The organism is Geothrix sp. PMB-07 (assembly GCF_030758935.1).
Classification (GTDB): domain Bacteria; phylum Acidobacteriota; class Holophagae; order Holophagales; family Holophagaceae; genus Geothrix.
In genome coordinates this window covers 2076132-2089081 of sequence record NZ_CP132333.1, presented here as the reverse complement: position 1 = coordinate 2089081, position 12950 = coordinate 2076132, and the positions used below count along the sequence as shown (strand labels likewise).

The 12950-nt window shown below is 64.4% G+C and carries 13 protein-coding genes and 2 tRNA genes; 3 read left to right on the top strand and 12 right to left on the bottom strand.

Annotated elements, in window-relative coordinates; genetic code table 11:
* Positions 1-47 precede the first annotated feature (47 nt).
* The 11 genes from Q9293_RS09285 to Q9293_RS09235 form a co-directional block, all read right to left on the bottom strand.
* Entirely contained in the window at positions 48-887 is an 840-nt protein-coding gene (locus Q9293_RS09285; protein ID WP_306252324.1) for a serine hydrolase, read from the bottom strand.
* A 66-nt stretch (positions 888-953) separates the two neighbouring features.
* Positions 954-1850 (bottom strand): prenyltransferase, encoded by an 897-nt coding sequence (locus Q9293_RS09280; RefSeq protein ID WP_306252322.1) that lies wholly within the window; start codon positions 1848-1850, stop codon positions 954-956.
* Entirely contained in the window at positions 1847-2635 is a 789-nt protein-coding gene (locus Q9293_RS09275; protein ID WP_306252321.1) for a DUF116 domain-containing protein, read from the bottom strand. The genes Q9293_RS09280 and Q9293_RS09275 overlap by 4 nt, the downstream gene beginning before the upstream one ends.
* Positions 2632-4098 (bottom strand): MlaD family protein, encoded by a 1467-nt coding sequence (locus Q9293_RS09270; protein ID WP_306252319.1) that lies wholly within the window; start codon positions 4096-4098, stop codon positions 2632-2634. Before Q9293_RS09270 ends, Q9293_RS09275 begins: the two co-directional genes overlap by 4 nt.
* Positions 4095-4886 (bottom strand): ABC transporter ATP-binding protein, encoded by a 792-nt coding sequence (locus Q9293_RS09265; RefSeq protein WP_306252317.1) that lies wholly within the window; start codon positions 4884-4886, stop codon positions 4095-4097. Before Q9293_RS09265 ends, Q9293_RS09270 begins: the two co-directional genes overlap by 4 nt.
* Positions 4887-4890: 4 nt before the next feature.
* The gene (locus Q9293_RS09260; protein WP_306252315.1) at positions 4891-5667 is read right to left on the bottom strand and encodes an ABC transporter permease; all 777 of its coding nucleotides are present in this window, start codon (positions 5665-5667) and stop codon (positions 4891-4893) included.
* A gap of 39 nt (positions 5668-5706) precedes the next feature.
* On the bottom strand, positions 5707-7092 hold the full coding sequence (gene glmU, locus Q9293_RS09255; RefSeq protein ID WP_306252312.1) for a bifunctional UDP-N-acetylglucosamine diphosphorylase/glucosamine-1-phosphate N-acetyltransferase GlmU: 1386 nt from the start codon (positions 7090-7092) through the stop codon (positions 5707-5709).
* A 162-nt stretch (positions 7093-7254) separates the two neighbouring features.
* On the bottom strand, positions 7255-7968 hold the full coding sequence (locus tag Q9293_RS09250) for an aminotransferase class IV (protein ID WP_306252310.1): 714 nt from the start codon (positions 7966-7968) through the stop codon (positions 7255-7257).
* Positions 7968-9026 (bottom strand): PdxA family protein, encoded by a 1059-nt coding sequence (locus Q9293_RS09245; RefSeq protein ID WP_306252307.1) that lies wholly within the window; start codon positions 9024-9026, stop codon positions 7968-7970. The genes Q9293_RS09250 and Q9293_RS09245 overlap by 1 nt, the downstream gene beginning before the upstream one ends.
* Before the next feature lie 185 nt (positions 9027-9211).
* Positions 9212-9694 (bottom strand): LSm family protein, encoded by a 483-nt coding sequence (locus Q9293_RS09240; protein ID WP_306252305.1) that lies wholly within the window; start codon positions 9692-9694, stop codon positions 9212-9214.
* Between the two features lie 201 nt (positions 9695-9895).
* Positions 9896-11581 carry a nitrogen regulation protein NR(II) gene (locus Q9293_RS09235; protein ID WP_306252302.1) on the bottom strand — a complete coding sequence of 562 codons (1686 nt, stop codon included), beginning with the start codon at positions 11579-11581 and terminating at the stop codon, positions 9896-9898.
* A gap of 30 nt (positions 11582-11611) precedes the next feature.
* Here Q9293_RS09235 and Q9293_RS09230 point away from each other — a divergent pair, with 30 nt between their 5' ends.
* The 3 genes from Q9293_RS09230 (at position 11612) to Q9293_RS09220 (ending at position 12354) form a co-directional block, all read left to right on the top strand.
* Entirely contained in the window at positions 11612-12112 is a 501-nt protein-coding gene (locus Q9293_RS09230) for a Fur family transcriptional regulator (RefSeq protein ID WP_306252300.1), read from the top strand.
* A gap of 36 nt (positions 12113-12148) precedes the next feature.
* Positions 12149-12223: transfer RNA gene (locus tag Q9293_RS09225), tRNA-Gly, on the top strand.
* Positions 12224-12279: 56 nt separating this feature from the next.
* A tRNA-Cys gene (locus tag Q9293_RS09220) sits at positions 12280-12354 on the top strand.
* Between the two features lie 50 nt (positions 12355-12404).
* Here Q9293_RS09220 and Q9293_RS09215 read toward each other — a convergent pair.
* The gene (locus Q9293_RS09215) at positions 12405-12941 is read right to left on the bottom strand and encodes a hypothetical protein (protein WP_306252299.1); all 537 of its coding nucleotides are present in this window, start codon (positions 12939-12941) and stop codon (positions 12405-12407) included.
* Positions 12942-12950: the final 9 nt, after the last annotated feature.

Sequence of the window (12950 nt, the reverse complement as noted above, 5' to 3'; positions counted from 1 at the left end):
CCCCAGCGCAAGGGGAAGGGGGGTTCAACGCCAGGTGTCAGCACCGATCAGCCCTTGGAGCCGCGACGGGCCTCCAGCCATTGCTTGATGCGGTTGGCATCGCCCAGCCGGCTGTACTTGCCCCAGGAATCCAGCAGGATGACCAGCACGGGCCGGTTGGCCAGCATGGCCTGCATCACCAGACAACGGCCAGCCTCCTCGATGTAGCCGGTCTTGGAGAGGCCGATATTCCAACGGGAGTTGCGCACCAGGGCATTGGTGTTGGGGAAGGCGATGCTGCGGCGCCCAGCCTGGAGGTTCGCCTCGGGGCGGGTGGTGAAATCCCGGATTTCGGGATAGGTGTAGGCCGTCTGAAGGATCCGGGCCAAATCCCAGGCTGTGGCAACGTTACCGCTGGAGAGGCCCGTGGGGTCCTCAAAGCGGGTGCCCGTCAAGCCCAACTGGGCGGCCTTGGCATTCATGGCGTGGACAAAGGCCGGCAGTCCGCCAGGGAAGGTGCGCCCCAGGGCATGAGCCGCACGGTTTTCCGAGGCCAGCAGTGCCAGCAGGAGAGCCTGTTCCCGCGGGAGTTGCGTGCCCACGGGCAGCCGGGAGCGGCTGTGGCGGAGCACATCCAAGTCGTCCTTGGTGATGGTGAGTTTTTCCTTGGGATCCAGGTGGGCATCCAGCAGCACCATCGCTGTCATAAGTTTGGTGAGAGAGGCAATGGGTACCACGGCCCCGGCCTGCTTTTCCACCAGCGGCTTGCCTGTGTTTTGATCCAGCACCAGGGCTGAGGCCGATTTCAGGGCCAGCTGGGCAGGCGCGTGAGGAGCCCCGGCGCTGAGACAGAGGCAGCCTGTGGCCAGCAAAGAACCCGCCCAACGCACGCCCTTCCCGAATCCCATGCCCACTCCTGAAGAATTCGATTGTTCTTGCATCTTCCTAGTCTATCGGAAAAAGGCGATTTCCACTTAAGGCCAAAGCAAGGCGAGGAGGCTCAAATCCGTCACAGCCCAGGCAGCCAGCCCCCAGTACATGCCAGCTTCGTGCCGCTGATCGGTCCAGTTTCGCCACTGGCGAATCCAGGGGATCAGCACTGCAAGCCAGGCCAGAAGGGATGGCAGGAGGAAAAGCACAGGGCGCCCTTGAGAGACCAGGGCTGCGAAGAAGCAGGCATGGGCCACGAGGGCCACGACCAAGGCGAACCAGAGGCTGCGCCCCACACCCACCTGGATGACCAGAGTCCGGTCGCCCCGTCGCGAATCTTCCGCTACCTGGTAGATCTGGGTCATGGGGTAGAGGGTGCCGAACAGGAACGCGAAGCCGACGCCAGCCAGAAGAATGGCCCGGCTGAAGGGCAGGCCCGTGAGGGCCCAGCCAGCCAGGGGCGTCAGGAGGCCGAAACCCAGGCAGTTGATGATCAGATCCCATCCAGCCCGGGCCTTGAGACGAGGCGGCGGTACCGAATAGAGCAGGCTCATGACCACGCAGGCCAGGTTGATGTAGGTGAAGGGCCGGGGCAGAAGAAAGCCCAGCAAGGAACTGGCACCGAGCAGCACCAGTGAAAAGGCCAACAGGTGGTCGGGTGGCTTCGGCGGCGCCTTCAGGTAGCCGATGTCGCCCTCATCCTTGTCGAAGGCGCTGTTGATGGCGAGGGTGCCGCCGTTCATTAGGGCCACGAAGACCAGCCAACCCAGAAAGGAGGGCTTGGCCCGTAGGCCCCATCCTGCGGCCAGCAAGGTGCCCAGCAGAAAGTGGGCGCTCATGATGGGCCATTCCAGGGGCCGCAGGTGCAGCAGGTAGGGCATGGCCCGCGGTCCAATCAGCCGCTCAAAAAACCGCCGGACGGGGAAGGTTCCCCCCGTCATGCAATGCCCTCCTTGCGGAGCGGTTGAATCTCACCCGAGGGGCGACGGGGCTCCACCAGCGATTCCATGGCCGCGACCAGATGAGGCACGCTGAAATCCGTGTCCACGCACATGCCGTGGGGCAGGGCGAGGGGAATCACATAGGAGGGAATCTCGGGCAGCTTGGTGAGGCCCTTGAGCAGGCGGTCCGTGCAACTGACGGCGACGATGAGATCGGGCCGGTACTCCCTCGCCTCGCGGTAGGCCTTGTGGCTCCGGTTGGTGATGCGGCCTTCCCAGCGGTTCAGCAGGGCAGCGTTCATGTAGTCACCCACTGGGCACAGGCCGCAGTCATAGCAGGCTTGCAGATCATCCAGGATGCCGGCCTTGCAGCGGGCCATCTGGATGCAGTGGGGCAGCAGGATCAAGGCGCGGCGGGCACGGCGTGTGCCGAAGGATTCGCGGGTCCGCCGGTTGTTGTGGCCGCAGAAGGACAGGATCCACGCGTCCTCGTACCCCAGCCACTTGGCCAGGGGCCGGATGGCATTGGCCCAGAGACCATCCTGCCGCAGGATGGCGGCCCGGTTGCGGAGAAAGGCTTCGCCCTTCAGGAAACTGGGCCAGGCCGCCGCCAATGCGCCCACCCCCGCCAGCATCCACCAGCCCCGGCCCACGCTGTGCATGGCGGCAGCCAGGAACGCGGCCAGCGCCATTCCGATGGGCAAACCCCTGCGAACCAGGAGGAACAGGAAACCCGATTCCTCCGGCAACGGCCCGGGGGCCGGCAGGGTGCGCAAGGTCTTCACTTGGCGGCCCCGGCGAGACCGACCAGCTTCTTGAGATCGTCGTCGCACCAGCGCAGACCGCCGCCGAAGAAGACGGTGCGGAGATCCTTGTTGCCGATGTCCTGGATGCCGGCCTGGACGTAGGCCCCCTTCCAGAACTGGTAGCTGGTGGTGAAGCGGTAGCGGGGATTGGGCTTGTCGTCGCGCTTGGTGAAGTCGTAGGCCAGAATGCCCAGGCGCAGCTTATCGCCGTCGAGGGTCCGGAACTCCAGCCCGCCGCCGCCCTTGCCCTCCACGATGCCCGCAGAGAACACGGCGGGGCCGATGCGCTTGGCAAACTGGGCCGAGGCTGTGAGAGCCCGGTCGCTGGTGACGAACTGGCTTCTCTCCAGCACGGTGACCGGCTGACCCGTGATGGGATCCAGCTTGGTGACGGTGCGGGTGCTTTCAGCAATCTTGCCGTCTGGCGTGGAGCCCAGACCGAGGGCGTACCAGTAGTCCGGGCGTGGCGCGATCTCGATGTCGAGGCCCACCCGGCTGTCCTTGCGCTTGTCCCACTGGGCGCCGTTCATGTCGAGGCGGAAGTCCATCTTGTTCACGCCGCCGAGCAGCCCATTGAGGTTGTCCACGGCCTCGTTGATCTTCTTCACGGTGGTGTCATCGTTCAGCAGCTTGCCGATGGTGCCCTCACCCCGGTTCAGCCTGTCCGTGAGGGTTCGGATGTTGTCCGCAGAACCTTGAAAGCTTTGGGCCAGCTTGCGGACATCACCCACCACGCCTTTGATCTCGGGACGGTTCTCCTCGATCATGGCGTTGAGGTTCTTGCCCACGTTTTCATACTGTTGAGCCAGCTTCGGCAGTTTGTCCTTGAGTTCAGCGGTGATGGCTTCCACGTTGGCCAGGGTGTGGTTGATGGCGCCGTGGTTCTCCTGCGCCATGGCCCGCACCTCGCCAGTCAGGAGGCGGATGTTGTCCACGATCTCATCGAGCTTCTGCCGCCCCTGCTCGCCCCCAATGGATTCATTCAGCGCCTGGGTCACGCCCTTCACATTCTTGCCAATATCGGCCAGGGTCTCCATGAGGCTATCCATGCTCACCCCGGCCTTGCTGGGCAGTGGCCTGCCCTCGGGGAAGGGGCCCTTGGCGCTATGGCCGGGATCCAGATCCACGTACTTCTCACCCAGAATGCCGATGGAACCCAGGGATACCACCGCATCCGCGTAGATCGGGTATTCATTGGATAGGCCAATGGTCAGCCGGGCCTTCCCGTTCTCCAGGGTGATGGTGCGCACTTCACCCACCTTGACGCCCGCGATGAGGACCTTGCTCTGAAGGTTCAGGCCAGCCACCTGGTCAAAATAGGTGTAGCGCTCCGTCTGATTGCGCTTGCCTCCGATTTCGAGCTTTTCCGTGCGGAAGATGAGCACGGCCATGAGGGCAATGGCGCCGGTGAAAAAGAGGCCAACTTTGGTTTCCAGCTTCATGCGTGGGCCTCCTGGCTCTTGCGCTTGGGCGGGGGCGGATCCTGCAGGAAGGGGCCATCGGCATCCCCCCGCAGGAACTGTTGAATGACCGGGTGCGGGTTGACCTTGAACTGGGTCGGCGTCTCGCAGGCAATGCATTCACCCCGGAAGATCAGGGCGATGCGGTCGGCGATCTCGAAGGCTGACTTCAGGTCGTGCGTGATGGTGATGCTTGTGACACCCAGTTCGTGCTTGAGGTCGAGGATGATGCGGCCGATGACGTCCGTCATCACAGGATCGAGCCCTGTCGTGGGCTCGTCGAAGAGCAGGATCTTGGGCTTGAGGGCGATGGCGCGGGCAAACCCCACGCGCCGCTTCATGCCACCGGACAGCTCAGCAGGTTTCAGCTGATCCGTGCCCTTCATGCCCACCATGGAGAGGCACTCCTCCACCCGGGCGCGAATCTCCTCTTCGCCCATCTCACGGTGGCGGCGGAGGCCGAAAGCCACGTTCTCGAAGACCGTCATGGAGTCGAAGAGGGCCGCCATCTGGAAGCACATGCCGATGCTCTGGCGCACCTCGAAGAGTTCTTCGCGCGACAGCTGGGCGATGATCTTGCCTTCCACCGCCACGTGGCCGGAATCGGGTGTCAGCAGGCCCATGATGTTGCGCAGCAGCACGGTCTTGCCCGTGCCGGAGCCGCCCAGCACCACAAGGCTTTCGCCTTCCTCCACCTGCAGGTTCACGTTGGACAGCACGACCTTGGGCCCGAAGGCCTTGGACAGGTTGACGACATCGATCACGGCCATGTCGTCACACCAGCAGCAGTTTGGTGAGGAAGAAATCTGCGATCAGAATCCACAGCGAGCTGGTCACCACACTGCTGGTGGGCGCATTACCCACGCCTTCCGCGCCGCCCTGGGTGCGATAGCCCTTCCAGCAGCCCACCAGCGCGATGATCATGCCGAAGACCAGCGCCTTGTAGAGGGCAATGCGGAGGTCCCGGAAGGCCAGCAGCTTGTAGAACTCGTTGCCGTAGACGAAGGCGCTCTGGCCTTCGACACCTACCAGGATGAGATACCCACCCCAGAATCCCACGTACACCGAGACCACCGTGAGCAGGGGAACCACCATCATGGAGGCCAGCAGCCGGGGCACGAAGAGGTAGTGGATAGGGTCGGTGGCCAGGCATTCCAGGGCGTCGATCTGTTCCGTGACCTGCATGGTGCCCAGCTCGGCGGCCATGGCCGAGCCGATGCGCCCGGACAGCATGAGGCCGGTGATCACTGGGGCCAGTTCCCGCATGATGGCAAGGCCCTCCACCTGGGAGGCCAGGCCCTCGGCCTGGAACTGCTTGAAACCGAAGGCCAGCTGCACGGCGAACACCATGCTCACCGCGAGGCTGGTGAGCACCACCACGGGAATGGAATTCACGCCCACGGACTGCAACTGGTTCAGCAGGCTCTTTCCGTCGAAGGGCCGCTTGAAGATGGCCGCAAAGGTCCGGCCGGCCAGGACGGCAAAGTCACCAAAGGTGTCTGTGGCCTTCAGCACTGCCGTGCCGACCTTGTCAATGGCAGTCAGGACCATGGGGCTCCGAACCAAAAGAATCAGCTTAACCGAGTCGCGTTATTTCTTCTGTTGGCGGGCCCGGATGCGGGCGGCGCCACCTTCCTTGGAGGTCTGGGGCACTCGGCTGAGGGCCAGGGCATCACCAGGAACATCGGCAGTGACCGTGGTTCCGGCGCCAATAAGCGCCCCATCGCCAATGGTGACAGGGGCCACCAGCTGAGTGTCCGATCCCACGAAGACGTTACGGCCGATGCTCGTCTTGTGTTTATTCACCCCGTCGTAATTGCACGTGATGACGCCCGCGCCGATGTTGGTCTTCTCGCCGATCTCCGCATCGCCGAGGTAGGCCAGGTGATTGGCCTTGGCGCCCCGGTGCAGCTTCGCCTTCTTGGTTTCCACAAAATTCCCGATGTGCACCGCCTCGCCCAGGTCGGTGCCTTCCCGCAGCCGCGCGAAGGGGCCCACCTTGGCGCCGTTGCCCACCTGAGCCTGCTCGATGACGCAGTAGGGGCGCACCTCGACCCCAGCCCCCAGCACCGAATCCGCGATGACCGTTCCCTGACCGATGCGGGTGCCTTCGCCCACGCGCACCGCGCCCTCCAGAGTCACGCCCGCCTCCAGGAACACATCGCGGTCGAGGGTGACCCGTGGTCCCACCTGGATGCTGTCGGGGTGCAGGAAGGTCACGCCTTCGGCCATCCAGTGCCTCTGGATGCGCCGCTGGGCCCAGGCCTGCAGCTCGGCCTGATCCATGCGCGAGTTCATGCCGGCGAGCTCCTGCGGATCGCAAATATCCACGGCCACCCGCACCTCGGCCGCCGCCGCTGCCACCGCGTCTGTAAGGTAATATTCCTTCTGCGCGTTGTCGTTGGTCAGGCCCAGCAGGGCCTTGCGGAGGGCGGGCCAGGGCAGGGCGTAGGCGCCGCCGTTCACCCGCTGGACCGCCAGCTGGGCGGGGGTGGCATCCTTGGCCTCCACAATGCCTGCCAAGCGCCCATCGCCATGCTGAAGCACACGGCCATAGGAACCGGGTGTGGGCAGGTCCATGGCCAGCAGCAGGGCCTCCGCCGCGCAGAGGCGGGCAACCGTGGCAGCGGTGGTGAGGGGGACATCGCCGGAGAGGATGACGACCCGGCTGGCACCCAGGCGATCCAGCTCCGGAATGCACACCTGCACCGCATGACCGGTGCCGAGGGGTTCGCCCTGGTCCACGGTGCTGACGGGGCAGGGCAGGAGCCCGGCCTTCTGCCAGGCTTCCAGGGCCGCCACAACCTGCTCCTTGCCGTGATGAACCACCACCACGGCGCCGCCCAGGCCCTGAGGCAGGGTGCGCAGCACCCACAGGAGGGAGGGGTCGCCGAGAATGGGGTGCAGGACCTTCGGGAGCCGGGATTTCATGCGGGTTCCAAGCCCCGCCGCCAGAATGACCGCTACCGTGGACATGCCACCTCCGTTCGTGTGTTTATCAAACCCCGCCAGAAGGCGAAGGTGCCAGGCAGGCCCAGCATGAGATGCGGAAATAAGCGTAGCAGGCCAGATCTCGGCGTGAGTTGAGCCAAGGCCACAGGGGGTGGCCGGAAGCCAGGAACCCGAGATGAAGGAGATTCACGCAAGCTGGGCCTTCCAGATGCCCCGCAGCGCGTTCATGCACCATATCTGCCCATGCTGGGGCAGGGCCAGAGGGCCCACTTCCACCTGCAGTCCCCGCTGAGCGGCCCAATGGGGGAGATCGAGCTGTTCAGCCAGACTGGCCACCCGTCCCTCGGGAGGAGGCACCGTGAGGACGCCATCCCGCTCCACGCCCACGGCGGCAATGGCGGTTTCAGCCAGGGTTCCGTCCGCCCAGAGCAGCAGCGCGTCCGCGGCCCCGAGGGTGCGGGCTTCCGCGAGTGCGGCCGTGCTCCAGGGCCCCCCAAGTCCCTTGTGTCGAAGCAGGGGGTCGCCCTGACGGTGGGCCAGGGGATGGGGCATCGGTGCCAAAAGGTAGGGCTGGGAAATCCCAGGAAGGGACTCCAGGCGCACCCTCAGAAAACCAAACTCCGGCTGAAGCGCCAGACGAAGGGCCGCGCTTGGCACCGCATCCGACCGGCTCATCCAGACGCTGATCTGTGCCGTGATCTCCGGTCCAAGCGACTCCACCCAATCTCCAGAATGGTGGAGGGCAGCCGCGGCTTCCTGCAGCCGGTGGAGGTGGGCGTGCAGGTGGCACGGCTGTCCCTCGTGGACGGCAAGGGCCGTTCGTGGGAAGCCTTCCATGGCCGCATGGCTGGCTGCAGAAGCCAGGTGGAAGCCAGGGCCGAAGAATCGTTCCAAGCTCATCAGTCTCGGGGCAGCAGGGTCAACAGGCTTTCACGTCCTCGCCCTGCCAGTCGCACCGCCAGGGCGGCGGCTTCGAGGAAGTTCTCGGCTTCGCCAACCCACTTCCCCGCCTTGTCAAAGGCGGTACCGTGATCAGGGCTGGTGCGGATGAAAGGCAGTCCCAGCGTGAGGTTCACGGCGCGGGTGGGCTCCAGCAGCTTCACGGGGATGAGCCCCTGATCGTGGTACAGGGCCACCACCAGGTCGAACTCGCCTTTGGAGGCCCGCTGGAAAACGCTGTCCGAGGGCAGGGGGCCGAAAAACACCGGCGCAGGACGCGCCTCTTCGGTGCCCCCGGTGGATACGACTTCGAGCCCCCGCTGCCCCACAGAATGGGGTTTTGCCGAGTCTTGATGGGGGTCGCCGTTCGCGAAAAAGGGACTGCCAGGCCTTGGCGTGAAGTCGAGGAAAGCCGCTTCCGCCTGCACCAGGGCGTCCTCCAGCAGACGCTCCTCCTCGCCGAAGGCCCCATGCTCACCGGCGTGGGGATTCAGGGCGCAGAGCGCCACACGGAGATCCTGCTTCCCTGTGAGACGGATGAACTGTTCCGCGGAAAAGGCGAGGGTTTCGGCCACGCCGTTCGCATCCAAGGTTTCCACCACCGAACGCAGGCTCTGATGAACGGTGTGCAGCACCACGTTGAGGCGCGGGCTCACGAAAGCCATGCGCGTCATGGGGGCGCCCGAGAGTTCTTGGAGGTACTCGGTATGACCCGGGATGTCGAAGCCCGCCAGATGGGCGGCGGATTTGGCCATGGGCAGCGTCACCAGGGCATCCGCCAGGCCTGCCATGGTCAGGAGGGCAGCCACGCGAACGGCCTCCACGGTGGCCCGGCCGGAGGCAGCGGAGCCTTGGCCCAGGCAGAGCTGGTCGCGGACGATCTCAGGCGCGGGGTCGAGCCAGAGCACCTCTGCCAGCAGGGGCTGCCCCAAATCCAGTGCCCTGACCTGGAGCCGGTAGGCCCGACCGTGGAAACCCACGGGGGCGTTCTCCGGTGCGTCAATCCAGCGCCATGCCACGGGCGCTCCAGGCGAGTCTGCGAGAAGGTCCAGACCTGCCCGGCACCCCACCACGGTGACATCGGCTCTCGCCAGCAAGACGGCAAGGCTCGAAAGCAGCAGCTCCGGGCCGATGCCACAGGGATCCCCCAAACTGATGGCGAGGTGCACACGGAGGTTGGAACTCACGGGAAGCTGTCCCTGGCTCAATCGTAGACCGCGATATCAACCTCGGTCGGCGCGACGGGCTCTTCCTTCTTGGATGTCCGGCTGCGGCGGATCCGGGGTTCCTCTTCCTGCTTGTAGATGTATTTGATGTTGTGCTTGGGCACCAGAACGTTGGGTTCCTTCACCCGATTGATCTTCAGACAGTGCTTGTCGTACCACTCGATGACACCACGCACCTTCTCGTCATCCTGCAGCACGATCACCATGGGCGTCTTCGACTGCATCTGCTTCAGGTAATAGAAACTTTCCGCGTTGGTCTGCTCGGGCGGAGCGATTTTGCGGCGCGGGCTTCCCAATCCCTGGGGAGCCGTGGCCGCCGCGGGGTTGACCGCCGGATTGGGCTCGCCGCTTGAGGTGGTGGCCGGGGGCAGGGGCGTCATCGCCTCCCCGCCGCTCTTGGCGGGGATTCCGAGCTTGTCCTTCAGTTCACTGAGGTTTGGTCGGATGAGCTTCCGGTTCATGGAGAATCCTGGCCCAGTGGGCGGTACGGGAATGTCAAAGGCATCGGCCGTTGGCCGACCTCCGTTCGAACCTGGACAGCCGAACCTGGAAGAGGGGCGGACTGGACATGCTGATCGGGGATGATCCACTGTGGCAGGTGCCCATCGGCCCCTGCAAGAGTGGATGCCCAAGTTGTGGTGAGTTTGAACGCTGTGGCAAGTCTACGGCTGATCCTGCGCCGACGCCATCGCCTCTTCCGGCCGGAGGCAGGGAAGGTGGATCTGGACGCTGGTGCCGCTGCCGGGGTGGCTTTCCACCTCAATGCGCCAGCCCATGGTTTCTATGAACTTGTAGACGAGGCTCATCCCCAGCCCGGATCCCTCCTCGAAACTGCCCGCGAAAGGCACATAGAGGCGGTCCAGCTGTTCCCCCGTCATGCCGCAGCCATTGTCTGTGACCGACAGGCGCAGAACGGCCTCCGTCACGGCACAGGACAGCCTCACGGTCGGAGCAGAGGTCTCCTTGACGGCCTTCCTCGCGTTGCTGAGGAGGTTCGTGATCACCCGGTGGATGCCCGTGGGATCCGCCTCGATCCAGACGTTTGGGACCGGATCCATCTGCAGAGGCAGCCCCGCGGTCCGGGGGTCCATCTCCCAACTGGCGCGGATGTCCTCCAGCACGCGCGGAAGGGGCAGCCGGGAACCGCGCGGCACTGCGACCTTGGCAAAGTCCAGGAAGTCCGAAACGATGGCCCCCACCCGCTGGGTTTCACGATCAAGAATGCCCAGCACGCGGGTGCGGACCTCCTCGGGAGAAGCTGGACGATGCAGCAGCTGCACACATCCGCTGATGGAGGCCAGCGGGTTGCGCAGTTCATGGGCCAGGCCGGCAGTCAGCTGCCCGATGGCGGCCAACCGTTCGCTGATCCGGGTGCGTTCTTCCAGCGCCTTGAACTCTGTGAGGTCCTGGAAAAGCAGCAGTTGGCCCGATTCCAGCCCGGCAGCATCCCGCATGGAGGCCAGATGGCCGCCCACTATGCGGCGGCTTGCCCCGATGTTCGTGAGCGTCACCTCGAAGCGGTGTTCACGTCCCTGTTGCGGAAGTGAGGCGTCGCCAATGGGCAGCACATCATGGATAGGGCTCCCCAGCGCAATTCCGCACCCGAGAATGGCCTCTGCCGCGGGATTGGCAGAGGTGATCCGGCCCTGGGAATCCAGGGTGATCAAACCGGAAGTCATGGACTCCACCACCCGCTGATGCAGGGCCGACAATTCGTCCACCGCGGCTTCGCTGACACTCAGATCCGTGCGGAGCCGTTCCAGGTTGCGACGGATGAGCACCACGACCAGAGTTGCCGCGAACACCTGGAGAGAGGCAATGCCGAGGAGGAACGAGAGCTGGCTCTGGTCGGGATCGGGGATGGCCCCAGAGAGGCCAAAAGGCGGGGCCCAACCGAGGGTGAAAGCCAGCACCAGCATCAGGTGGGTCATGGAAGAGGCCACACCCACCCAGACAATCTCCACCGTTCGCAGGTAGAACGCCGATGCCAGCACAGGAAAGATGTAGAGCGTGGCGAACCGTTCCTGGGCCACGCCATGGTAGGCGATGATGAGGGATACCAGCGCCAGGTCCAAGGCCAGGTTCCAGCGGATCCAGCCGATGCGGGGAATGGGGAACAGCTGGCCCGAGGCCTTCAAGCCGCGGCCTGATTCCCACAGGGCTTCCATCAGCATCAACCCCAGGGCGCTGAGGTAGACGGGCTCCCCGGGGGCGGAGGCCAAGCCCTCCAGCGGAAGGGCGGCATGCACCACCAGCAGGCCGAAGGTGGCAAAGAGGCGGAAGGAGAGAGGCAGAAAAGGCGCGGTGGCGTCTGCGGCGCCCAACCGGCCCAGGGTGCGTTGGAGCATGGCCACCATGTTGCCCGAATCTGCCATTCTATGGGCGTGTCCAACGCCCATCCCCCATCCACCCCATCCCTCCGCGCCGCGGGCATGCGGCAGACGCCCCAGCGCGAAGGCATTCTCCGGGTTTTGAAGGATTCCGACCGGCCCATGACGGTGGAGGAGATCTGGGAACGCATGCCCGAACGGCGATCAGGGCTGCCCACCGTCTACCGCAACCTGGAGCGCTTTGTCCGCGAAGGCTGGGCGGAGAGCATCCTTGGCGCTGACCAGGTGATGCGGTTCGTACGCTGTGATTCCCGCCACCACCATCATCACCTCCAGTGTGAACGGTGCGGACGCACCGCCGAAGTGGATGCCTGCGGCCTCGAAGAATCGCTCAAGAACTTGGAGGCTCTTTCTGGCTTTCAGATCACGCGCCACCAGCTCATGCTCTTTGGCCTGTGTGGGATTTGTGGTGCTGAGACGGCCGCGAACGCAGAGGGCCATCAACGGAAAACCGGAACAAAGGATGGGGCCCGTGAAATTGACCGTTGACCCGAAGGCCCGCCATTGCTAATCTTGATCTCTCACGCGGGTGTAACTCAGTGGTAGAGTGCAACCTTGCCAAGGTTGAAGTCGTGGGTTCAAATCCCATCACCCGCTCCACTCTGCCGGGCCGCGCAAGCGGCCCGCATTGTTTGACAGCCAGTTCTTCACAGCAAGGCGCCGTAGCCAAGTGGTAAGGCCCGGGACTGCAAATCCTGTATTCATCGGTTCGATTCCGATCGGCGCCTCCAGACAGCCCCCGCAAGGGGGCTTTTTTTGTCGGCGATCCGGTAGTGCTCGATCAGGCGTTCTTGCGCCCCGAGGCGAGTCCCAGAATCAACCCCAGGGCCAGAGACCACAGAGCCGCCAGACCCACCTGGAAGTCCACCGGCAGGCTGAACGTCAGCGTGTGCGCGGGAATCCAGAACCAGATGAGGGTCTTGATAGCAGGTGCCATGCCGTCAAACCCGCGGCGACGCAGGATGAGGTTGTCCTCCAACCGATGGAACAGCATCATCTGGGGGCCGAAGAACACGTTGGTCAGCGTCGACAAAGCAAAGGCCCAGCCCAGACCTGTGGCGAGGAAGGCGGGCAGGATGTGATGCTCCAGCAAGGCGCGGGTGAACCCCTTCATGCCCACGAAGCCGGCCTTGATGACCAGACCCAGCAGGGCCCAGGCAAAGACTTTCGCGAGCAGTTCGAGAACGGTGCAGGGCAGGGAGAAGCGCCGGGCCCGTAGGCTGGCAGCGACAACTTCACCAAGGGTGCCGAGGAGGCCGAACTGGAGGGCGGCAGAGAGAAAGGGGTGGGCCTGGACCCAAAGGCGATAAGCGTTCATGACAGAAGG

What these genes read in the sequence shown, in the direction of transcription:
- Q9293_RS09285 (WP_306252324.1), bottom strand. Translation starts at nt 887, where the DNA reads ATGGGATTCGGGAAGGGCGTGCGTTGGGCGGGTTCTTTGCTGGCCACA.
- Q9293_RS09280 (WP_306252322.1), bottom strand. Translation starts at nt 1,850, where the DNA reads ATGACGGGGGGAACCTTCCCCGTCCGGCGGTTTTTTGAGCGGCTGATT.
- Q9293_RS09270 (WP_306252319.1), bottom strand. Translation starts at nt 4,098, where the DNA reads ATGAAGCTGGAAACCAAAGTTGGCCTCTTTTTCACCGGCGCCATTGCC.
- Q9293_RS09265 (WP_306252317.1), bottom strand. Translation starts at nt 4,886, where the DNA reads ATGGCCGTGATCGATGTCGTCAACCTGTCCAAGGCCTTCGGGCCCAAG.
- Q9293_RS09260 (WP_306252315.1), bottom strand. Translation starts at nt 5,667, where the DNA reads ATGGTCCTGACTGCCATTGACAAGGTCGGCACGGCAGTGCTGAAGGCC.
- glmU (WP_306252312.1), bottom strand. Translation starts at nt 7,092, where the DNA reads ATGTCCACGGTAGCGGTCATTCTGGCGGCGGGGCTTGGAACCCGCATG.
- Q9293_RS09250 (WP_306252310.1), bottom strand. Translation starts at nt 7,968, where the DNA reads ATGAGCTTGGAACGATTCTTCGGCCCTGGCTTCCACCTGGCTTCTGCA.
- Q9293_RS09240 (WP_306252305.1), bottom strand. Translation starts at nt 9,694, where the DNA reads ATGAACCGGAAGCTCATCCGACCAAACCTCAGTGAACTGAAGGACAAG.
- Q9293_RS09235 (WP_306252302.1), bottom strand. Translation starts at nt 11,581, where the DNA reads ATGCTCCAACGCACCCTGGGCCGGTTGGGCGCCGCAGACGCCACCGCG.
- Q9293_RS09230 (WP_306252300.1), top strand. Translation starts at nt 11,612, where the DNA reads ATGGGCGTGTCCAACGCCCATCCCCCATCCACCCCATCCCTCCGCGCC.
- Q9293_RS09215 (WP_306252299.1), bottom strand. Translation starts at nt 12,941, where the DNA reads ATGAACGCTTATCGCCTTTGGGTCCAGGCCCACCCCTTTCTCTCTGCC.